Raw genomic sequence first — 21704 nt, forward strand, 5'->3', positions numbered from 1 at the left:
TCACCCGGTCCGACGGATCAACGCCAGATACATCGCATCGGTCCCGTGCAGATGCGGCCACAACTGCACGTCCGGACCCTCCCCGAGCTCCGGCACACCGGGGAACAACGGCCGCGCGTCGACGAGTTCGGCGGCCGGCCACTGCTTGAGCACGTCCTCCACGACCGCCCGGGTCTCCGCGAGGTGCGGCGAACACGTGGCGTACCCGACGATCCCGCCCACCCGGACGGAATCCAAGGCCGTGCTCAGCAAGGCCCGCTGCAACGGCCCGAACCCCTCCAGGTCCTCAGGCCGGCGCCGCCACCGGGCCTCCGGCCGCCGCCGCAACGCCCCGAGCCCCGTGCACGGCACGTCCATCAGCACCCGGTCGAAACTCTCCGGCTGCCACGGCGGCCTGGTCCCGTCCGCGGCGATCACCTGATACGGCCCCGGGTTCCCGGCGAGCGCCTTGGCGACGAGCCCGGCCCGATGCGGCTGCTTCTCGGAGGCGAGCAGCATCGCCCCGCGCCCGGCGGCGAGCGCGGCGAGCAGGGCGGCCTTGCCGCCCGGCCCCGCGCACCCGTCGAGCCACTTCTCGTCCCGCCCCTCGAGGGGTGCGTTCGCGAGGGCCAGCGCGACGAGCTGACTGCCCTCGTCCTGCACCCCGGCCCGGCCTTCCCGTACGGCGTCCACGGCCCCGGGCTCGCCACCCTCGGACAGCCGTACGGCGTACGGCGACCAGCGCCCCGCCACGGCGGACTCCTCGCGCAGCAGCTCCTCTGCGGTGGCACGACCGGGACGGGCGACGAGGGTCACCTCGGGCCGCTCGTTGTCGGCCTCCAGCAGCCGCTCGATGCCGGCCCGTCCGCCGCCGAGGGAGTCCCACAGCGCGGACACGACCCAGCGGGGGTGCGAGTGCACGACGGCGAGATGGTCCTCGGGGTCGTCGTCGTAGGGCGGCGCCACCTTCGCGAGCCAGCCGTCGAGATCGTCCTGCGCGACCTTGCGCAGCACGGCGTTGACGAACTTGGCCCGTCCGTCCCCGAGCACGACCCGCGCGAGTTCGACGGAGGCGGACACGGCGGCGTGCGTCGGGATGCGGGTGCCGAGCAGCTGATGCGCCCCGAGGCTCAGCACGTCGAGCACCGGCGGATCCACCTCGCGCAGCGGCCGGTCCACGCACTCGGCGATGATCGCGTCGTACGTCCCCTGCCGCCGCAGTGTCCCGTACACGAGCTCGGTAACCAGCGCCGCGTCGCGCGCCTCGAAGCCGCCCTTCTCCCGCGCCTTCCTGAGCAGCGGCGGCAGGACGAGGTTGGCGTACGCGTCCCGCTCGTCCACGGCCCGCAGCGCCTCGAAGGCGAGGATGCGGACGGGGTCCTTCTGGGGCCGACGGTAGGGCTTGCCGGGTTTGTGGGGCCGACGGGGCTGGTCGCTCACGAAAAAGGTGCTCCGGGTTCAAGGTCTGGACAGGCCCCAAGCGTACGTCCGCCGAAGCCCAGGGGCCCCTCCGAGGGGGCCGGGGTGATCCCGAGGCGGACCTCACGTACCGAGGGTGCCGTCGCGGGCAAGCGGGCCGCACACGAGGGCGGGGCCCTTTCGTAAGGGCGCGAGGACGGGTCCCGCCGTGAGGGGCGCCAGGAGTGTGCCCGGCTGCCGCGGTCACGAAGGTCGAGCCCGGCTGCCGCGGTCACGAGGGCCGAGCCCTGCCGTCAGGCACGCGAGAGGCGTGCCCTCCAACCGCGTACGCGCCCTGCACAGCCCGCCGAGAGCCGCTCCGCGGACGGGCACCCACCCGACGTGCTGAACGGCGGTCCGGGCTCCCTCCCAGGGACGCTCGGGGCCACCACCGCACCGACTGCGGCCGTCCCCGCATCAGGGCGCGGGACCGGCACCCCGGGAACCCACCTCACCGGCCGCCGGCGGACCCGCGCAGCCGGTCCGCCTCACGTGCCGACGGTCTCGCCGTCCGAGATCCTGACACCCCGCGCCCAGTCCGCGGCCTTCATCGGCTTCTTCCCCTGCGCCTGCACCCAGAGCAGCTCCACGGCGTGCGACCCGGTACCGACGTGGACGCTGTTCTTGCCGACGGCGAGCGCGCCGGGGGCGAGGTCCGTCCGGCCGTGAACCGACTGGACCTGGATGAGCTTGAGTCGCTCACCGCGGAAGGTCGTCCAGGCTCCGGGCGCCGGGTGGCAGCCCCGGACGACCCGGTCCACCCGCAGCGCGGGCGCGGCCCAGTCGACCCGCGCGTCCTCGACGGTGATCTTCGGGGCGACGGTGATGCCCTCGGTCGGCTGAGGTACGGCCTTCAGCGTGCCGTCGGCGATGCCGTCCATGGTCGCGGCGAGCAGCCCCGCGCCGGCGAAGGCGAGCCGGGTCAGCAGGTCACCGCTGGTGTCGGTGTGCCGGATCTCCTCGGTGACGGTGCCGTAGACGGGCCCGGAGTCCAGTCCCTCCTCGATGAGGAAGGTCGAGGCGCCCGTAATCTCGTCCCCCGCCATGATGGAGTGCTGCACGGGAGCGGCCCCACGCCAGGCCGGCAGCAGCGAGAAGTGCAGGTTGACCCAGCCGTGGGCGGGGACGTCGAGGGCCACGCGCGGCAGGAGGGCGCCGTAGGCGACGACGGGACAACAGTCCGGGGCGATCTCGCGGAGCCGCTCGAGGAACTCCGGGTCGCGCGGCTTGACGGGCTTGAGCACCTCGATCCCCGCCTCCTCGGCCCGTTCCGCCACCGGGCTCGCGACCAGCCTGCGCCCCCGCCCGGCCGGCGCGTCCGGCCGGGTGACGACGGCGGCGACCTCGTGCCGCCCGGAGGCGATGAGAGCGTCCAGAGCGGGAACGGCGACCTCGGGGGTACCGGCGAAGACGAGCTTCATGGGTGGACAGGGCCTCTCGGACGGGTGACGACGGGCAGCACACAAGTCTATGGCGAGGCAGCACCACCGCACGGCCGGAGCAGCCCGGAGCGGAGCGGCCCCAGGGCGAGGCCGCCTCCCGGTCAAGGCGCGAACCCCCCACCCCCGGCGCACGCATATGCCGTTACGCCCCCACTGCGTGACCAGCGGAGCGTAGACGCGTTGGTCAAGAAAGAGTTGACCACAACGGGCCGCGATCGCGGCCCCATCCTTTTCAACGCCGGTTCGAGAGGCTTGTTCATGGCCGACCACGCAACCCACGACGCCCAGGCTCGGGCCAGCCTGCACTTGCTGGTGCGGGACATCGAGCGGGTCCGCCGGCAGGTGGACGCACTGCGCACGCTGACCGCCCAGCTGGGCAACGTCTACCGCCCGCGCCGCTCCGGTCCCTCCACGGGCTTCGTCGTCTACGGACGCGCCCCCGCCCCCACGGTCCGTCTCGCGCAGGAACTGCGGGACAGCGTCGAGACCCTGGTGACGGCCGCGGTCGACTTCGACCGCTCGCTCGGCTTCTCGTGGGACGCGGTGGGCTCCGCCCTCGGCGTCACCAAGCAGGCGGTCCACCGTCGGTACGGCGCCCGCCGCGCCGCGGCCCAGGCGACAGCCGACGCCGAGCGCGCCACGGAGCCGTCGGGAACCCGCGCGGTCGGCGTCAACACCGGTATCCCCTCGGTGCCGGCGGTCCCCACGGTCCCCGCGGCCCGCTCCATGCCGACCCAGCCCACCGCGGGCAGCTCCGCCCTGCGCGACGAGGCAAGACCCACAGCATTCCCCGGCCCCCGCAACGGCTGACCCGCGTCTCCTCTCTCTGCCCTCCCACCCCGACCGGGAGGGCAGACGCATGTCCCGACCCCCTGCACCACGTCCACCGGACACGACCACGACCACGTATCGCGAGGTCCACGGCTCCACCGCGGGACCACCGCGCACCGGACCACCGCGCACCGGACCACCGCGCACCGGACCACCGAGCCCCGCCCCCGCCGCCCCGCGCGGCCCGCAGGGCGTTGCCGCCCGACTCGACCAGCGCGCCGAGGGCCGGGGCCCGGAGCAACCCGCCAGGCCCCGAACCGACCATCGGCGGAGCAACCCGCCCCACTCCGGCCCGACCATCAGCGCAGCAACCCGCCCCACTCCGGCCCGACCATCAGCGCAGCAACCCGCCCCACTCCGGCCCGACCATCAGCGCAGCAACCCGCCCCACTCCGGCCCGACCATCAGCGCAGCAACCCGCCTCGCCCCGACCACCATTCGACCTCCGACGGCCCGGCCCACCCCTCAGCCGTCACCCGATGTCCGGCGGATCGATCCGCACCCAGATCGCCCCCTCGCTCCCGCTCCCTCCGCCCCGAGCCATCCGGGAGGCCTGCGCGGCCTTGAGCGAGGAGGCCAACGCGGCGCCCTTCCCCGGCGGGACCCGCACCAGCACCCGCTCCCACCGCTCGCCGACCGGTGGCACCCCCGTCCTCCGAGGCCCTCCCGGCGTCGTCACCGGCACCGGCACAGGTCCCAACACCTCGGCCTCACCGGGCAGTTCCACAGCCGCCAGGAACTCGGCGAGCGCCTCCCCGACCCCCGACACCGCCGCCATCCGGGACACCGGCGGAAACCCCAACTCCGCACGCTCCCCCAGCTCTCGCACGGCATGCCCCACGGGATCCCACCGCACCAACGCCTGCACGGGCCGCAACGTGGGCTCGGCGACCACGACCACCGTGCCCCCCGCCCCCTGTGCCCGCACCAGCGCCGACGCCGCGATCCACCGCCGCAGCGCGTCCTCCCCGGCCCGTAGATCCGGCCGCCCGAGCATGGCCCATCCGTCCAGCAACAGCGCGGCCGCGTACCCGCCCTCGGCGACCGGCTCCGCCCCCGGGGTGCTCACCACCAGCGCCGGCGCCGCAGGCACGGTGTCCAGCACATGCTCACGCCCGGACGTCCGCACCGGAACGGCGGGAAACGCCCGCCCCAGCTCCTCCGCGGTGCGCCGCGCCCCCACCACCTGCGCCCGCAACCGGAATCCCCCGCACTCCGGACAGTGCCAGGCCCCCTCCTCGCGCCCGCACCACCCGCACCGCAGCGCCGCCGCGGACTCCTGCCCCTCCAACGGCCCGGCACAGTGCCGACACCGCGCGGGCTCCCGGCAGTTGGCGCAGGCCATCCGCGGCACGTACCCGCGTCGCGGGACCTGCACGAGCACCGGCCCGTGCCGCAAGCCCTCCCTTACGGCCTGCCAGGCGAGCGTCGGCAGCCGGGCCGCCCGCGCGGCCTCGTCCCGCGCGAGATCCTGGTCCCCGACGGTCCGCACCAGCGGGGCGACGGCCCGCACCTGCTCCCGGGACGCCACGAGCGGCCGCGCCCACCCGCTCTCCACGAGCTGCGCGGCCTCCACGGTGCAGCTCCAATTCCCCAGCAGAAAAGCGCACTTGTCCTGCGCGGCCCGCAACAGCAGCACCTCGCGCGCATGCGGCTGCGGGGCGTGCGGCTCACTGTGGCTGTCGTCGCCGTCGTCCCAGAGCGCGACGAGTCCCAGGTCCCGCACCGGCGCGAACATGGCGGCCCGCGTCCCGACGACGGCCCGCACGGCCCCCCGCCGTACGGCCAGCCACTCCCGGTACCGCTTCTCGGGCCCGGCATCCGCGGTCAGGACCGCGTGCCGCCCCTCCCCCAGGACCGACGTCAGAGCGGCGTCGACCCGGGCGACGGCCCGCCCGTCCGGCACGACGACGAGCGCCCCCCGCCCGGAGGCCAGGGTCGCGGCAACCGCCCGCGCGAGCTCCTCGCTCCACTGCGGCCCGGGCAGGGCGTTCCACACCGCGCGCGGCGCGCCTCCCGAGGCCAGCGACTCCAGGAACGCGCCCCCACGCTCGTACCGGCCCCAGGATCCCGTCTCCGGTGGCGCGGGGGGCGGCAACGGCTCGGGAGAGGGCCGCTGCTCGGCCCGAGCGCTGCGCGGCGGGACGGCGAGCTGCAGCACATCCGCCAGGCTTCCCGCGTACCGGTCGGCGACGGCCCGTGCGAGCCCCAGGAGTTCCTCGCTGAGCACCGGTTCGGGCGAGACGACCTGGGCGAGCGCGGCCAGCGGTCCTGAGTAGTCCGACTCGGCGAGCCGCTCGACCAGGAACCCGTCGATCAGCCCGCCGCCCTCACGCCGTCCTTCCCTGACCCGCCCGCGCCCGGCCCCGAACCGCACCCGCACCCGCACCCCCGGCTGCGCGTCCGCGTCCAGTTCCTCGGGCACGGCGTAGTCGAAGTACCGGTCGAGGTGGAGCACGCCCTTGTCGACCAGCACCCGCGCGACCGGCAGCTCCTTGGCCAGCGCGGCCCCTCGCCAGGTCCGGGGCTTGGCCCGCGGCACCTTGGCCTTGCGCACGCTCTCCCGAATGAGCGCAAGCTGCTCCGGCGCCCCGGCCTCCCCCGAGCGCTGTGCCGCCTCATCCTCGCTGCTCACAGCATCATTGGTACCAGACCCCACTGACAGACGGCCGCGACCGTCGCGCTCCAGCAGGTCTCCGGGCAAGCCCGAGGCCCGGCCCCCTCGGGGGACCGGGCCTCGTACGGAGCGGAAGCGGACCTACAGACCCGCGGCCTTGCGCAGGGCGTCCACGCGGTCCGTCTTCTCCCAGGTGAACTCCGGGAGCTCACGGCCGAAGTGGCCGTACGCCGCCGTCAGGGAGTAGATCGGGCGCAGCAGGTCGAGATCGCGGATGATGGCGGCCGGGCGGAGGTCGAAGACCTCGTCGATCGCCTTCTCGATCTTCTCGGTGTCGATCTTCGCGGTGCCGAAGGTCTCCACGAACAGACCCACCGGCTCGGCCTTGCCGATCGCGTAGGCCACCTGGACCTCGCAGCGGGAGGCCAGACCCGCGGCGACCACGTTCTTGGCGACCCAGCGCATCGCGTACGCGGCCGACCGGTCCACCTTGGACGGGTCCTTGCCGGAGAACGCACCGCCGCCGTGGCGGGCGTAGCCGCCGTACGTGTCAATGATGATCTTGCGGCCGGTCAGACCCGCGTCGCCCATCGGGCCGCCGATCTCGAAACGGCCGGTCGGGTTGACGAGCAGGCGGTAGCTGTCGGTGTCCAGCTTGATGCCCTCGTCCAGGAGCGCCTTCAGCTCCGGCTCCACCACGAACTCACGGATGTCCGGAGCCAGCAGGGAGTCCAGGTCGATGTCCGAGGCGTGCTGCGAGGAGACCACGACGGTGTCGAGCCGGACGGCCTTGTCGCCGTCGTACTCGATGGTGACCTGCGTCTTGCCGTCCGGACGCAGGTAGGGGATGGTGCCGTTCTTGCGGACCTCCGACAGGCGCTTCGCCAGACGGTGCGCCAGGAAGATCGGCAGCGGCATCAGGGTGGGGGTCTCGTCGGTCGCGTAGCCGAACATCAGACCCTGGTCGCCCGCGCCCTGGCGGTCCAGCTCGTCCTCGTCGCCCTCGACCCGGTTCTCGTACGCCGTGTCGACGCCCTGCGCGATGTCCGGGGACTGCGCGCCGATGGAGACCGAGACACCGCAGGAGGCGCCGTCGAAGCCCTTCTTGGAGGAGTCGTAACCGATCTCCAGGATCTTGTCGCGCACCAGTTGGGCGATCGGCGCGTAGGTCTTGGTGGTGACCTCACCGGCCACGTGCACCAGACCGGTGGTGATCAGCGTCTCGACCGCGACCCGGGAGGTCGGGTCCTCCTTGAGGAGCGCGTCGAGGATGGTGTCACTGATCTGGTCAGCGATCTTGTCGGGGTGGCCCTCGGTCACGGACTCCGAGGTGAACAAGCGACGGGACACAACGCTCCCTGGGGTTGCAGCGGCTGCTGGCTGATCATTGGCGGACGAGCTCGGGGGCTGCGCCCGGCGTCGTCCGAGAACAGTTTATCGGTCGTGCTCGGTCAGCGGCCCCCCTGTCTCGCCTCTCGGGAGGGCTGTGACCTGCGGCACCCGCATTGTGCCCAATTCCGAGCGGACTTGGCCAGGGGCGCCACGCCTGGGCGCCGGAGGTTCCTGGGACCGAGAAGCGAATGAAACCTTCAGTGCAGGCGTCTCACCACCAGGTCCCACACGGTTTCGGCCAGGAACTCCTTCGGTCCGTGCGGCACCGGCGTCTCGCTGCCGTCGGCGCCCAGCACCACCGCTTCGTTCTCCTCGGACCCGAAGGTCTTGCGCTCGCCCACCTCGTTGACGACGAGGAGGTCGCAGCCCTTGCGTTCCAGTTTCGTGCGGCCGTTGGCCAGCACGTCGTCGGTCTCGGCGGCGAAGCCGACGATCACCTGGCCGGGGCGGGCGCGCTCGGCCGAGATCTCGGCGAGGATGTCCGGATTCCGCACCAGGACGATGGGCTCGGGGTCCTGGCCGTCCTTCTTCTTGATCTTTCCGGCCGCGTACGTCTGGGGCCGGAAGTCCGCGACCGCCGCCGCCATGACGACCGCGTCGGCGTCGGCCGCCGCCTTCAGAACCGCTTCGCGCAGCTGTACGGCCGTCCCCACCGGGACCACGTCCACGCCGGCCGGGTCGGGCATGCCGGTGTTCGCCGCGATCAGCGTGACCCGGGCGCCGCGCGCGGCGGCGGTGCGGGCGAGGGCGTAGCCCTGCTTGCCGGAGGAGCGGTTGCCCAGGAAGCGGACCGGGTCGAGGGGCTCGCGGGTGCCGCCGGCGCTGACGACGACGTGCCGGCCCCGGAGGTCGGGCTCGGTGGCACCGCGGGCCAGTACGCGCCGGCAGACCTCGAAGATCTCGGCGGGGTCCGGCAGCCGTCCCTTGCCGGTGTCGACGCCGGTCAGCCGGCCGACGGCCGGTTCGATCACGAGGGCGCCGCGGCGCCGAAGCGTCGCCACGTTCTCCTGGGTGGCCGGGTGTTCCCACATCTCGGTGTGCATGGCGGGCGCGAAGACGACCGGGCAGCGGGCCGTGAGCAGGGTGTTGGTGAGCAGGTCGTCCGCCAGGCCGTGCGCCGCCTTGGCGAGCATGTCGGCGGTCGCCGGAGCCACGATCACCAGGTCGGCGTGCTGTCCGATGCGGACGTGCGGGACCTCGTGGACGTCGTCCCAGACCTCGGTGGAGACAGGATGGCCGGACAGGGCGGACCAGGTGGCCGCGCCGACGAAGTGCAGCGCGGAGGCGGTGGGGACGACGCGGACGTCGTGGCCGGACTCCGTGAGCCGTCTCAGCAGCTCGCAGGCCTTGTACGCGGCGATGCCGCCGCTGACCCCCAGCACGACCTTCGGCTTGTCCACCAGGTCTCCCCTTCCTCGAAGCAACGACTCCATGACACACCACAGGCCCGACAGTCGCGCTGCCGGGCCTGTGGAAAAGCCAACTGCAATCTGAACGTACTACTGCGCCGGGCCCTCGACGGCCTCGGACGTCAGCAGACCCGCGTTGATCTCGCGCAGGGCGATCGAGAGCGGCTTCTCGTGGACGTGGGTGTCCACCAGCGGACCGACGTACTCAAGCAGACCCTCGCCGAGCTGCGAGTAGTACGCGTTGATCTGGCGGGCCCGCTTGGCCGCGTAGATCACGAGGCTGTACTTCGAGTCGGTGGCCTCGAGGAGCTCGTCGATCGGCGGGTTGATGATGCCCTCGGGCGCGGAGATGGAAGAGGACACGCTCTACCTTCCGATGGATGGGAAAGAATCAGTGCGGATGATCAAGCCTCGATGAGCAGGCACGATCACACAACATCCATCAAGGCTAGCAGCTCGCGCGCCACGTCCTCGACGGAGGTGTTGACCAAGGTCACATCGAACTCGGGTTCAGCCGCCAGCTCGATCTTCGCCGCCTCCAGGCGGCGCTCGATCACCTCGGGCGGCTCGGTGCCCCGTCCGGTGAGTCTGCGCACCAGCTCCTCCCAGGAGGGAGGAGCCAGGAACACCAGCTGGGCGTCCGTCATGGACTCACGGACCTGCCGGGCACCCTGGAGGTCGATCTCCAGCAGGACGGGCTCACCCGCCTCCAGCCGCTCCAGCACGGCCGCACGCGGCGTGCCGTAGCGGTTGCCGGCGAACTCCGCCCACTCCAGCAGCTCGCCGTTGGCGATCAGCTTGTCCATCTCCTCGTCGGTGACGAAGAAGTACTGGACGCCGTGCTTCTCGCCGGGGCGGGGCTTGCGGGTCGTCGCCGACACCGAGAGCCAGACCTCGGGATGTTCCTTGCGCATATGGGCGACGACCGTGCTCTTGCCGACCCCTGAGGGGCCGGAGAGCACGGTCAGCCGCGGACGTACGTCCGGGGGCTCGGGGGTCGTCCCCCGGAATGTTGCAGCCATGCAGCGATTATTCCAGCAATCCCGGAGTGCCCGGGACTCCCCTTCCCGGAGTGACCCGGTTCAGGAACCGGTGCTGCCGAACTCACGCTCCAGCGAAGCGATCTGGTTGGAGCCGAGGCCGCGTACACGACGGCTCTCGGAGATACCGAGTCGCTCCATGATCTGCTTGGCGCGGACCTTGCCCACGCCCGGCAGGGACTCGAGCAGGGCGGAGACCTTCATCTTGCCGATGACGTCGTTCTCCTGGCCCTGCTTGATGACCTCGTGGAGAGAGGCGCCGGAGTGCTTGAGTCGATTCTTGACCTCGGCCCGCTCCCGGCGAGCCGCGGCGGCCTTTTCGAGCGCGGCTGCGCGCTGTTCAGGGGTAAGGGGCGGAAGAGCCACGCCTACGTCACCTCGGATGTCGAACTGTCGGATACGGACCGGTGAGGAACCTAGTCGCCCCACACCTGGGGAGCCACGAGCAACACGCTCGCCCGTTGACTCTGCGTCGGAGACTAGCGGCCAAGTCCGCCAGAGTCAGCGAGAACAGCGGAAAAGTCCTGGTCAGCCTCCGTCAGGCCGGACATTTCTGACATACTGCCCCGGATTTGAGGATGTATTCAGACTCAAGCGGGCCTCGAACCCCGCGTCGGAGGACTCGAACGGCGGCGTCGAACATCCGCGACGACCGTTGCGAACGCGCCGGCCGGTCCTCCGACGGCCGGCTCAATCCGTCGGCAGCGCGGACCGGATCTCCTCCGCGAACCGGTCCGCGGACGCTCGCAGCGCACCGATGTCCGGACCGTGCCGCAGCACTCCCCGGCTGACGTTCGGAACGACATTGCGGATCGCGCTGCCGAAGACCCGGGGAAGATCGGCCGGAGTGGCTCCCTGCGCGCCGACGCCGGGCGCGAGGAGCGGACCGTTGATGTCCAGGTCGTACGACGACAGATCGCCCAGGGTGGCCCCTACGACGGCGCCGAAGGACCCCAGGGGCTCCTCCCCGGTGTTCTCGGCGGCCAGATGGGCCAGCATGGTCGCGCCGATGTTCCGGCCGTCCGCGCGGACGGCGTGCTGGACCTCGCCGCCCTCCGGGTTGGAGGTCAGGGCGAGCACGAACAGGCCCGCGCCGCTCTCGCGCGCCAGCGCGATCGCCGGTGAGAGCGAGCCGTAGCCGAGGTACGGCGACACGGTCAGCGCGTCCGAGAAGAGCGGCGAGTCCTTGCGCAGGAACGCCTCCGCGTACGCGGCCATGGTCGAGCCGATGTCACCCCGCTTGGCATCCATGAGGACCAGCGCACCGGCCGCGCGGGCCTCCTCGACGGTCTTCTCCAGCACGGCGACCCCGCGCGAGCCGAAGCGCTCGAAGAACGCGCTCTGCGGCTTGAACACGGCGACCCGGTCGGACAGCGCTTCGACGACGGTCCGGCTGAAGCGCTCCAGGCCGGCCACACCGTCGTCCAGACCCCACTCGGTGAGCAGCGAGGCGTGCGGGTCGATCCCGACGCACAACGGCCCGCGCTCGTCCATGGCACGGCGCAGCCGGGCGCCGAAAGGCTCGTACGAGGTCATGCCGTCTTCCTCACGTCGGCGCCGACCGCGTCGGCGAGGGTGGCGTACGGACTCGTGCGCAGGCGCGCGGCGAGGCCCTTGTGGATGGCCCGGGCCCAGAAAGGACCCTCGTAGACGAAGGCGCTGTAGCCCTGGACCAGCGTGGCGCCCGCCAGGATGCGCTGCCAGGCGTCCTCGGCGTTCTCGACGCCCCCGACGCCCACCAGGGTGATCCGGTCGCCCACGCGCGCGTACAGGCGCCTGAGGACCTCCAGGGAGCGCTCCTTGAGGGGTGCGCCGGAGAGGCCGCCGGTCTCCTTCACCAGCGAGGCCTCCGACCGCAGGCCGTCGCGCGCGACGGTGGTGTTGGTGGCGATGATGCCGTCCAGGCCGAGTTCGACGGCCAGGTCGGCGACCGCGTCGACGTCCTCGTCGGCCAGGTCGGGAGCGATCTTGACGAGGAGCGGGACCCGGCGGTTCGCGACGATCCGGTCGGCGGCCTCGCGGACCGCGGTCAGCAGCGGACGCAGCTGGTCGACGGCCTGGAGGTTGCGCAGACCGGGCGTGTTGGGCGACGACACGTTGACGACGAGGTAGTCGGCGAAGGGCGCGAGCCGCTCCGCGGACTTCACGTAGTCGGCGACGGCCTCGTCCTCCGGGACGACCTTGGTCTTGCCGATGTTCACGCCCACGACGGTCTTGAAGACGGGCTCACGGGAGGCCAGGCGGGCCGCCACGGCCAGCGAGCCCTCGTTGTTGAAGCCCATACGGTTGATCAGCGCGCGGTCCTGCACGAGGCGGAAGAGCCGCTTCTTGGGGTTGCCCGGCTGGGCCTCCCCCGTCACCGTGCCGATCTCGATGTGGTCGAAGCCCAGCATCGCCATGCCGTCGATGGCGACGGCGTTCTTGTCGAAGCCCGCGGCGAGGCCGAAGGGGCCGTGCATGCGCAGCCCGAGGGCCTCGGTGCGCAGCTCCTTGTGGCGGGGTGCGAGGGCGGCCGCGACGAAGGTGCGCAGCACGGGGACGCGGACGGCGAGCCGGATCCAGCGGAAGGCCAGGTAGTGGGCCTTCTCGGGGTCCATGCGCTGGAAGACGAGATTGAAGAAGATCTTGTACATGGTGTCCTCACGAAGACATGGGGGTCTTCACGAAGAGGGGGACACCGTTTCCGGTGTCCCCCTCAGGGCTGCTAGTCGCGGGCCGCGGTCAGGTGCTGCGCGTGTTCCTGGAGTGAACGCACACCCACGTCACCGTGGTTGAGTGCGTCGATGCCCTGGACGGCGGCGGCGAGCGCCTGAACCGTCGTGAGGCACGGGACCGACCGCGCCACGGCCGCCGTACGGATCTCGTAGCCGTCGAGGCGGCCGCCGGTGCCGTAGGGGGTGTTGACGATGAGGTCGACCTCGCCGTCGTGGATGAGCTGGACGATGGTCTTCTCGCCCTTCGGGCCGGTGCCCTCGGACTGCTTGCGCACGACGGTGGCGTTGATGCCGTTGCGCTTGAGGACCTCGGCGGTGCCGGAGGTGGCGAGCAGCTCGAAGCCGTGCGCGACCAGCTCACGGGCCGGGAAGATCATCGAGCGCTTGTCGCGGTTGGCGACCGAGATGAACGCGCGGCCCTTGGTGGGCAGCGGGCCGTAGGCGCCCGCCTGCGACTTGGCGTACGCCGTGCCGAAGACCGAGTCGATGCCCATGACCTCGCCGGTGGAGCGCATCTCCGGGCCGAGGACCGTGTCGACGCCGCGGCCGTGGATGTCGCGGAACCGCGACCACGGCATGACGGCCTCCTTGACGGAGATCGGCGCGTCCAGCGGCAGCTCGCCGCCGTCGCCGTTGGCCGGGAGCAGGCCCTCGGCGCGCAGTTCGGCGACGGTCGCGCCCAGCGAGATCCGGGCGGCGGCCTTGGCGAGCGGCACCGCGGTCGCCTTCGAGGTGAAGGGGACGGTGCGGGACGCGCGCGGGTTGGCCTCCAGGACGTAGAGGATGTCGCCGGCCATCGCGAACTGGATGTTGATGAGCCCGCGGACCCCGACGCCCTTCGCGATGGCCTCCGTGGAGGCCCGCAGGCGCTTGATGTCGAAGCCGCCGAGCGTGATCGGCGGGAGCGCGCACGCCGAGTCGCCGGAGTGGATGCCGGCCTCCTCGATGTGCTCCATCACGCCGCCGAGGTAGAGCTCCTCGCCATCGTAGAGCGCGTCGACGTCGATCTCGATGGCGTCGTCCAGGAAGCGGTCGACGAGGACCGGCCGCGAGGGGCTGATCTCGGTCGACTCGGCGATGTAGGACTCCAGGCGGGTCTCGTCGTAGACGATCTCCATGCCGCGGCCGCCGAGGACGTAGGAGGGCCGTACGAGGACCGGGTAGCCGATCTCGTCCGCGATGGCCTTGGCGCCGGCGAAGGTGGTCGCGGTGCCGTGCTTGGGGGCCGGCAGGCCCGCCTCGGCGAGGACGCGGCCGAAGGCACCGCGGTCCTCGGCGGCGTGGATGGCCTCGGGCGAGGTGCCCACGATCGGCACGCCGTTGTCCTTGAGCGCCTGTGCCAGGCCCAGCGGGGTCTGGCCGCCGAGCTGCACGATGACGCCCGCGATCGGCCCCGCCTGCTGCTCCGCGTGGACGATCTCCAGGACGTCCTCCAGCGTGAGCGGCTCGAAGTACAGCCGGTCGGAGGTGTCGTAGTCGGTGGAGACGGTCTCCGGGTTGCAGTTGACCATCACCGTCTCGTACCCGGCGTCCGACAGCGCGAAGGAGGCGTGCACGCAGGAGTAGTCGAACTCGATGCCCTGGCCGATGCGGTTGGGACCGGAACCCAGGATGATGACCGCGGGCTTGGTCCGGGGCGCGACCTCGTTCTCCTCGTCGTAGGAGGAGTAGAAGTACGGCGTCTTCGCGGCGAACTCGGCCGCGCAGGTGTCGACGGTCTTGTAGACGGGGCGCACGCCGAGCGCGTGCCGGACCTCGCGCACCACGTCCTCGCGCAGGCCGCGGATCTCGCCGATCTGCTGGTCGGAGAAGCCGTGCCGCTTGGCCTCGGCGAGCAGCTCGCGGGTCAGCTCGGACGCCCCGGCCAGCTCGTCCGCGGTCTCCTTGATCAGGAAGAGCTGGTCGACGAACCAGGGGTCGATCTTCGTGTACGCGAAGACCTCCTCGGGGGTGGCGCCCGCGCGGATGGCCTGCATGACGGCGTTGATGCGGCCGTCGGTGGGCCGTACGGACTCCTCCAGGAGCGCGGTCTTGTCGCCGGGCTCGCCCACGAAGGTGAACTGGCTGCCCTTCTTCTCCAGCGAGCGCAGCGCCTTCTGGAAGGCCTCGGTGAAGTTGCGGCCGATCGCCATGGCCTCGCCGACCGACTTCATGGTGGTCGTGAGGGTGGAGTCGGCGGACGGGAACTTCTCGAAGGCGAACCGCGGGGCCTTGACCACGACGTAGTCGAGGGTCGGCTCGAAGGAGGCCGGGGTCTGCTCGGTGATGTCGTTGGGGATCTCGTCGAGCGTGTAGCCGACGGCGAGCTTCGCGGCGATCTTGGCGATCGGGAAGCCGGTCGCCTTGGAGGCCAGCGCCGAGGAGCGCGACACGCGCGGGTTCATCTCGATGACGATCACACGACCGTCCTCGGGGTTCACCGCGAACTGGATGTTGCAGCCGCCGGTGTCGACGCCGACCTCGCGGATGATCGCGATGCCGACGTCGCGCAGGACCTGGTACTCGCGGTCGGTGAGCGTCATGGCGGGCGCGACGGTGATCGAGTCGCCGGTGTGCACGCCCATGGGGTCGAAGTTCTCGATGGAGCAGACGACCACGACGTTGTCGTGCTTGTCGCGCATCAGCTCCAGTTCGTACTCCTTCCAGCCGAGGATGGACTCCTCCAGGAGCACCTCGGTGGTCGGGGAGAGCGTGAGGCCCTGGCCGGCGATGCGGCGCAGCTCCTCCTCGTCGTGCGCGAAGCCGGAGCCGGCGCCGCCCATGGTGAAGGAGGGGCGGACGACGACCGGGTAGCCGCCGAGCGTCTCGACGCCGCCCAGGACGTCGTCCATGGAGTGGCAGATGACCGAGCGGGCGGACTCGCCGTGCCCGATCTTCTTGCGGACCTCCTCGACGACGTCCTTGAAGAGGTCGCGGTCCTCACCCTTGTTGATCGCCTCGACGTTGGCGCCGATCAGCTCGACGCCGTACTTGTCGAGGGTGCCGGCCTCATGCAGCGAGATCGCGGTGTTGAGGGCCGTCTGGCCGCCCAGGGTGGGCAGCAGGGCGTCGGGGCGCTCCTTGGCGATGATCTTCTCGACGAACTCCGGGGTGATCGGCTCGACATAGGTGGCGTCGGCGATCTCCGGGTCGGTCATGATCGTCGCCGGGTTGGAGTTGACCAGGATGACGCGCAGGCCCTCGGCCTTGAGGACCCGGCACGCCTGGGTGCCGGAGTAGTCGAACTCGGCGGCCTGGCCGATGACGATCGGGCCGGAGCCGATGACCAGGACGGACTGGATATCGGTGCGCTTAGGCACGCTGGCCCTCCATGACTGTGCTCATCAAAGACGTGAAGCGGTCGAACAGGTAGGCGGCGTCGTGCGGGCCGGCTGCCGCTTCGGGGTGGTACTGGACGGAGAAGCCCGGCTGGTCGAGCAGCTGGAGGCCCTCCACGACGTTGTCGTTCAGGCACACGTGGGAGACCTCGACGCGGCCGAACTTCGTCTCGCTGACCTTGTCGAGCGGCGCGTCCACGGCGAACCCGTGGTTGTGCGCGGTGACCTCGACCTTGCCGGTCGTGCGGTCCTGCACGGGCTGGTTGATGCCCCGGTGGCCGTACTTCAGCTTGTAGGTGCCGAAGCCGAGGGCGCGGCCCAGGATCTGGTTGCCGAAGCAGATGCCGAACAGGGGCGTCCTGCGCTCCAGCACGGCGCTCATCAGCGCGACGGGGCCGTCGGCGGTGGCCGGGTCGCCCGGGCCGTTGGAGAAGAACACGCCGTCCGGATTCACGGCGTAGACCTCCTCGACACTCGCGGTGGCGGGCAGGACGTGCACCTCGATGCCGCGCTCGGCCATGCGGTGCGGGGTCATGCCCTTGATGCCGAGGTCGATCGCGGCGACGGTGAACTTCTTCTCGCCGACCGCGGGGACGACGTACGCCTCCTTGGTGGCGACCTCCTCGTACAGCGAGGCGCCCTTCATGTGCGGCTGGGCCTGCACGCGCGCGACGAGCTCGGGCTCGACCGCGATCGCCTCGCCGGAGAAGATCCCGGCGCGCATGGAGCCGCGCTCGCGCAGATGGCGGGTGAGGGCGCGGGTGTCGATGCCGGAGATCCCGACGATGCCCTGCGCGACCAGCTCGTCGTCCAGGGAGCGCTTGGCCCGCCAGTTGGACGGCACGCGCGCGGGGTCGCGCACGACGTAGCCGGAGACCCAGATGCGGCGGGACTCGTCGTCCTCGTCGTTCCAGCCGGTGTTGCCGATCTGCGGGGCGGTCGCGACGACGATCTGGCGGTCGTACGAGGGGTCGGTCAGGGTCTCCTGGTAGCCGGTCATGCCGGTGGAGAACACGGCCTCGCCGAAGGTCTCCCCCACGGCCCCGTAGGCACGGCCGCGGAAGATCCGGCCGTCCTCCAGGACGAGTACCGCGGGAGACACCTCTTTCCTCTGCGAGGCGTTCCCCTTCGTGGAGGTCGTCATCGTGCGCCTTCCGTTTCCGTCTTGTTGATCATGGAGTTAATGGCGTCGACCCACTCGGTGTGCTCGGCCGCGTGGTCCGAGCGGAAGCCCGAGTCGATCAGCCGCTCGCCGTGCGCCCAGGTCACCACGAGGAGCCCGCCCTCGGTCAGGACCTTTCCGGCGATGCCCTTGCCGAGCACGGCCTCGCGCAGGGCCTCGCGCGGGATGAAGAAGTCCCTCGCGCCGGGGCGTACGACGTCCAGTCCCGCGTCCGTCAGCGTGAGCTCGACCCGGCTGCGGGTGCCGAGGCCGTGCGCCACGATCCGGTCGAGCCACTGACCCGCGGTGGTGGAGCCGTGGTAGCGGCCGCTCATGCCCAGTCTCGCCGGGCCGGGGTCGTCCGGCGCGGCGGGCAGCTCGGGCAGGTCGCCCTGGAGCGTGCCGCGCCACTTCCAGCCCTCGCGCATCAGCCAGTAGACGAGCGCGACGAAGAGGGCGAGGCCGACGAGCCAGCCGACGCGGGCGGCCCAGTCGGTGACCTCGGCGGACTTCTTCTCGGCTGCGAGACCGGCGGCCAGCAGGATTTCAGATGTCACGTGAGCTTCCCGTCGACGAGCGTGGCCTTGCCCCGGAGCCACGTGTGCGTGACACGGCCCGGCAGCTCACGCCCCTCGTAGGGAGTGTTGCGGCTGCGCGAGGCGAAGCCCGCGGGGTCCACGGAGCCACGGTATTCCGTGTCGACCAGCGTGAGGTTGGCGGGCTCACCAGCCGAGACGGGACGCCCGTGTCCGGCGGCCTGCCCGATGCGGGCGGGGGTGACGGACATGCGCTGGGCGACCCCGGCCCAGTCGAGGAGCCCGGTGTCCACCATGGTCTCCTGCACCACTGACAGCGCGGTCTCCAGGCCGACCATGCCCATGGCGGCCGCGGCCCACTCGCAGTCCTTGTCCTCGTGCGGGTGCGGGGCGTGGTCGGTGGCGACGATGTCGATGGTGCCGTCGGCCAGGGCCTCGCGCAGGGCGAGCACGTCCCGCTCGGTGCGCAGCGGCGGGTTCACCTTGTAGACCGGGTTGTACGTCCGCACCAGCTCGTCGGTGAGGAGCAGGTGGTGCGGGGTGACCTCGGCGGTGACGTCGATGCCGCGGGACTTGGCCCAGCGGACGATCTCGACGGACCCGGCGGTCGACAGGTGGCAGATGTGGACGCGGGAACCGACGTGCTCGGCGAGCAGGACGTCCCGGGCGATGATCGATTCCTCGGCAACCGCGGGCCAGCCCCCGAGCCCCAGCTCGGCCGAGACGATGCCCTCGTTCATCTGGGCGCCCTCGGTCAGCCGCGGCTCCTGGGCGTGCTGGGCGACGACCCCGCCGAATGCCTTCACGTACTCCAGGGCGCGGCGCATGATCACGGCGTCGTCTACGCACTTGCCGTCGTCGGAGAAGACGGTCACGCCGGCGGCCGACTCGTGCATGGCGCCGAGCTCGGCGAGCTTCCTGCCCTCCAGGCCGACGGTCACGGCGCCGATGGGCTGCACGTCGCAGTAACCGTGCTCCTGGCCTAGCCGGTAGACCTGCTCGACGACACCGGCGGTGTCGGCGACCGGGAAGGTGTTGGCCATGGCGAACACGGCCGTGTAGCCGCCGCTCGCCGCCGCGCGGGTGCCGGTGAGAACCGTCTCGGAGTCCTCGCGGCCCGGCTCGCGCAGATGGGTGTGCAGGTCGACCAGGCCGGGCAGCAGCACCTTGCCGACGGCCTCGACGACCTCGGCGCCCTCCGTCGGGAGCCCCGTACCGACCGCCTCGATGACCGAGCCGTCGATCAGCACGTCCTGCGGCTCGCCGCCGAGGACCTTCGCACCGCGGATCAGGATCTTGCTCATGTGACTTACTTCTCCTCGATACGGGTGTGGCTGACGGCGGGCTCGTTTCCCCCGAGCAGCAGATACAGGACGGCCATCCGGATGGAGACTCCGTTTGCGACCTGCTCGACGACGGTGCAGCGGTCGGAGTCGGCGACCTCGGCGGTGATCTCCATGCCGCGGACCATCGGGCCGGGGTGCATCACGATGGCGTGCTCCGGCATCCGGGCCATGCGGTCGCCGTCCAGGCCGTAGCGGCGCGAGTACTCGCGCTCGGTCGGGAAGAACGCGGCGTTCATGCGCTCGCGCTGGACGCGCAGCATCATCACCGCGTCCGCCTTGGACAGCGTGCTGTCCAGGTCGTACGAGACCTCGCAGGGCCAGGTCTCGACGCCGACCGGCACCAGGGTGGGCGGGGCGACGAGGGTGACCTCGGCGCCGAGGGTGTGCAGCAGGTCGACGTTGGAGCGGGCGACCCGGCTGTGCAGGACGTCCCCGACGATCGTGATGCGCTTGCCTGCGAGGTCCTGGCCGATCCCGGCGTCCCGCCCGACCAGCCGGCGGCGCATGGTGAACGCGTCGAGCAGGGCCTGGGTCGGGTGCTGGTGGGTGCCGTCACCGGCATTGATGACGGCCGCGTCGATCCAGCCGGAGTTGGCGAGGCGGTACGGCGCCCCCGAGGCTCCGTGCCGGATGACGACGGCGTCGACGCCCATGGCCTCCAGGGTCTGGGCGGTGTCCTTGAGGGACTCGCCCTTGGACACGCTGGAGCCCTTGGCGGTGAAGTTGATGACGTCCGCCGAGAGGCGCTTCTCGGCGGCTTCGAAGGAGATACGCGTGCGCGTGGAGTCCTCGAAGAAGAGGTTGACGATCGTGCGGCCGCGCAGGGTCGGCAGCTTCTTGATCGGCCGGTCGGCGACCCGGGCCATCTCCTCGGCGGTGTCGAGGATCAGGACGGCGTCGTCGCGGGTGAGGTCGGCGGCCGAGATGAGATGACGCTGCATCTGTCAGGCTCCGTAAGGCAGTTCAGAGGGAGATTCCGGGCAAGCTCGGGCACGCCGAGGAAGGACGTGCCCCGGGGCTCGCTACTGGGTCTGCTTCACGCCGAGCAGCACGGTGTCGCGACCGTCCTCCTCGGCGAGCTGGACCTTGACCGTCTCCCGCAACGACGTGGGGAGGTTCTTGCCGACGTAGTCGGCGCGAATGGGCAGTTCGCGGTGCCCTCTGTCGACGAGGACCGCGAGCTGCACCGCGCGGGGGCGCCCGATGTCGTTCAGGGCGTCCAGGGCGGCGCGGATGGTGCGGCCGGAGAAGAGCACGTCGTCGACGAGGACGACCAGGCGGCCGTCGATGCCGTCACCGGGGATCTCGGTGCGGGCCAGCGCACGCGGCGGGTGCATGCGCAGGTCGTCGCGGTACATGGTGATGTCGAGCGAGCCGACCGGGATCTTGCGGTCGGTGATCTCCTCGAGCTTCACGGCGAGCCGTTGGGCGAGGAAGACGCCCCGGGTGGGGATGCCGAGGAGCACCACGTCGTCGGCGCCCTTGGCGCGTTCGACGATCTCGTGGGCGATGCGGGTCAGTACGCGTGCGATGTCGGGGCCCTCGAGAACGGGCCGGGCATCGGACGCGGGGCTGGCGGAATTGTCCTGCTTGTCCATAAGAAACGGACCTCCTTCTCCGCCTCACGGGACGGACCTTAAAGGACGTCGGATTTGCGCCATCCACCGTAGCAGGCCGATACGAGCCCCCCGATCACCCCCTTGGCCCAATCGGCCACCACTCTCGCGGAAGAGTCGGTGTGGACCATTCGGCTTGACGCAGAAGAGTCACGCTGCGTAACCTCACAGTGAGTTACCAGACGCGCGGCTCGAAACCACTGCGGCCGCGTCGATCCAGTGTCCGGGGAGCTATATGTCCAGCGAATACGCCAAACAGCTCGGGGCCAAGCTTCGGGCCATCCGCACCCAGCAGGGCCTTTCCCTCCACGGTGTCGAGGAGAAGTCCCAGGGACGCTGGAAGGCGGTCGTGGTCGGTTCGTACGAGCGCGGCGACCGCGCGGTGACCGTGCAGCGCCTTGCCGAGTTGGCGGATTTCTACGGCGTTCCGGTGCAGGAACTCCTGCCCGGCACCACTCCGGGCGGGGCCGCCGAGCCCCCGCCGAAGCTGGTCCTGGACCTGGAGCGGCTGGCCCATGTCCCGGCCGAGAAGGCAGGTCCCCTCCAGCGCTACGCCGCGACGATCCAGTCCCAGCGCGGCGACTACAACGGCAAGGTGCTCTCGATCCGCCAGGACGACCTGCGCACACTCGCCGTCATCTACGACCAGTCGCCCTCGGTCCTCACCGAGCAGCTGATCAGCTGGGGTGTGCTGGACGCCGACGCGCGTCGCGCGGTGTCCCACGAGGAGAGCTGAGCCGCTCCCAGCCTCAGCAGAAACGTGCCGCCGGGGTGGCCGGAACTTCACGGTTCCGGCCACCCCGGCGGCGTTCTGCGACCACTGCGGGTCCCAGCCGTACCGGATA

Annotated in this window: 18 protein-coding genes; 2 read left to right on the forward strand and 16 right to left on the reverse strand. The window is 71.3% G+C overall.

Going from position 1 to position 21704, the window contains the following annotated elements; genetic code table 11:
* Together IOD14_RS29830 and fmt are read right to left on the reverse strand one after the other, a co-directional pair.
* Positions 1-1419 (reverse strand): transcription antitermination factor NusB, encoded by a 1419-nt coding sequence (locus IOD14_RS29830; protein ID WP_212672031.1) that lies wholly within the window; start codon positions 1417-1419, stop codon positions 1-3.
* Positions 1420-1925: 506 nt separating this feature from the next.
* Positions 1926-2858, reverse strand: a complete 933-nt coding sequence (gene fmt / locus IOD14_RS29835) for a methionyl-tRNA formyltransferase (RefSeq protein ID WP_212672032.1) — start codon at positions 2856-2858, stop codon at positions 1926-1928.
* A gap of 279 nt (positions 2859-3137) precedes the next feature.
* Here fmt and IOD14_RS29840 point away from each other — a divergent pair, with 279 nt between their 5' ends.
* Entirely contained in the window at positions 3138-3689 is a 552-nt protein-coding gene (locus IOD14_RS29840; RefSeq protein ID WP_123987917.1) for a hypothetical protein, read from the forward strand.
* 493 nt (positions 3690-4182) lie between these two features.
* Here the strand turns inward: IOD14_RS29840 and IOD14_RS29845 are convergent, their stop codons facing one another.
* From IOD14_RS29845 to pyrR, 14 genes are all read right to left on the reverse strand, one after another.
* Positions 4183-6345, reverse strand: a complete 2163-nt coding sequence (locus IOD14_RS29845; RefSeq protein ID WP_212672033.1) for a primosomal protein N' — start codon at positions 6343-6345, stop codon at positions 4183-4185.
* Positions 6346-6468: 123 nt separating this feature from the next.
* Positions 6469-7677: a methionine adenosyltransferase gene (metK, locus tag IOD14_RS29850; RefSeq protein ID WP_212672034.1), complete on the reverse strand. Its 1209-nt coding sequence runs from the start codon at positions 7675-7677 to the stop codon at positions 6469-6471.
* A 239-nt stretch (positions 7678-7916) separates the two neighbouring features.
* Positions 7917-9119: a bifunctional phosphopantothenoylcysteine decarboxylase/phosphopantothenate--cysteine ligase CoaBC gene (gene coaBC / locus IOD14_RS29855; RefSeq protein ID WP_212672035.1), complete on the reverse strand. Its 1203-nt coding sequence runs from the start codon at positions 9117-9119 to the stop codon at positions 7917-7919.
* Positions 9120-9218: 99 nt separating this feature from the next.
* Positions 9219-9491: a DNA-directed RNA polymerase subunit omega gene (rpoZ, locus tag IOD14_RS29860; protein WP_003988945.1), complete on the reverse strand. Its 273-nt coding sequence runs from the start codon at positions 9489-9491 to the stop codon at positions 9219-9221.
* 65 nt (positions 9492-9556) lie between these two features.
* Entirely contained in the window at positions 9557-10150 is a 594-nt protein-coding gene (gmk, locus tag IOD14_RS29865; protein ID WP_123987921.1) for a guanylate kinase, read from the reverse strand.
* Positions 10151-10210: 60 nt separating this feature from the next.
* A complete protein-coding gene (locus IOD14_RS29870) occupies positions 10211-10534 on the reverse strand; it encodes an integration host factor (protein ID WP_003977346.1) in 324 nt (107 codons plus the stop codon).
* Between the two features lie 324 nt (positions 10535-10858).
* On the reverse strand, positions 10859-11704 hold the full coding sequence (pyrF, locus tag IOD14_RS29875) for an orotidine-5'-phosphate decarboxylase (protein ID WP_123987922.1): 846 nt from the start codon (positions 11702-11704) through the stop codon (positions 10859-10861).
* Positions 11701-12801, reverse strand: coding sequence for a quinone-dependent dihydroorotate dehydrogenase (locus IOD14_RS29880; RefSeq protein ID WP_123987923.1), 1101 nt, complete (start codon positions 12799-12801; stop codon positions 11701-11703). The genes pyrF and IOD14_RS29880 overlap by 4 nt, the downstream gene beginning before the upstream one ends.
* 71 nt (positions 12802-12872) lie before the next feature.
* Positions 12873-16181 carry a carbamoyl-phosphate synthase large subunit gene (gene carB, locus IOD14_RS29885; protein ID WP_123987924.1) on the reverse strand — a complete coding sequence of 1103 codons (3309 nt, stop codon included), beginning with the start codon at positions 16179-16181 and terminating at the stop codon, positions 12873-12875.
* The gene (gene carA / locus IOD14_RS29890) at positions 16174-17343 is read right to left on the reverse strand and encodes a glutamine-hydrolyzing carbamoyl-phosphate synthase small subunit (RefSeq protein WP_123987925.1); all 1170 of its coding nucleotides are present in this window, start codon (positions 17341-17343) and stop codon (positions 16174-16176) included. The genes carB and carA overlap by 8 nt, the downstream gene beginning before the upstream one ends.
* Positions 17340-17918: a hypothetical protein gene (locus tag IOD14_RS29895; protein ID WP_123987926.1), complete on the reverse strand. Its 579-nt coding sequence runs from the start codon at positions 17916-17918 to the stop codon at positions 17340-17342. The genes carA and IOD14_RS29895 overlap by 4 nt, the downstream gene beginning before the upstream one ends.
* Positions 17915-19201, reverse strand: coding sequence for a dihydroorotase (locus IOD14_RS29900; RefSeq protein WP_212672036.1), 1287 nt, complete (start codon positions 19199-19201; stop codon positions 17915-17917). The genes IOD14_RS29895 and IOD14_RS29900 overlap by 4 nt, the downstream gene beginning before the upstream one ends.
* Positions 19202-19206: 5 nt before the next feature.
* Positions 19207-20184, reverse strand: a complete 978-nt coding sequence (locus IOD14_RS29905) for an aspartate carbamoyltransferase catalytic subunit (RefSeq protein ID WP_123987928.1) — start codon at positions 20182-20184, stop codon at positions 19207-19209.
* Between the two features lie 81 nt (positions 20185-20265).
* Positions 20266-20841 (reverse strand): bifunctional pyr operon transcriptional regulator/uracil phosphoribosyltransferase PyrR, encoded by a 576-nt coding sequence (pyrR, locus tag IOD14_RS29910; RefSeq protein WP_123987929.1) that lies wholly within the window; start codon positions 20839-20841, stop codon positions 20266-20268.
* A 253-nt stretch (positions 20842-21094) separates the two neighbouring features.
* Here pyrR and bldD point away from each other — a divergent pair, with 253 nt between their 5' ends.
* Positions 21095-21595 carry a transcriptional regulator BldD gene (gene bldD / locus IOD14_RS29915; RefSeq protein WP_003956405.1) on the forward strand — a complete coding sequence of 167 codons (501 nt, stop codon included), beginning with the start codon at positions 21095-21097 and terminating at the stop codon, positions 21593-21595.
* Positions 21596-21704 lie beyond the last annotated feature (109 nt).

Origin of the sequence: Streptomyces sp. A2-16 (assembly GCF_018128905.1) — a bacterium.
Classification (GTDB): Bacteria; Actinomycetota; Actinomycetes; order Streptomycetales; family Streptomycetaceae; genus Streptomyces.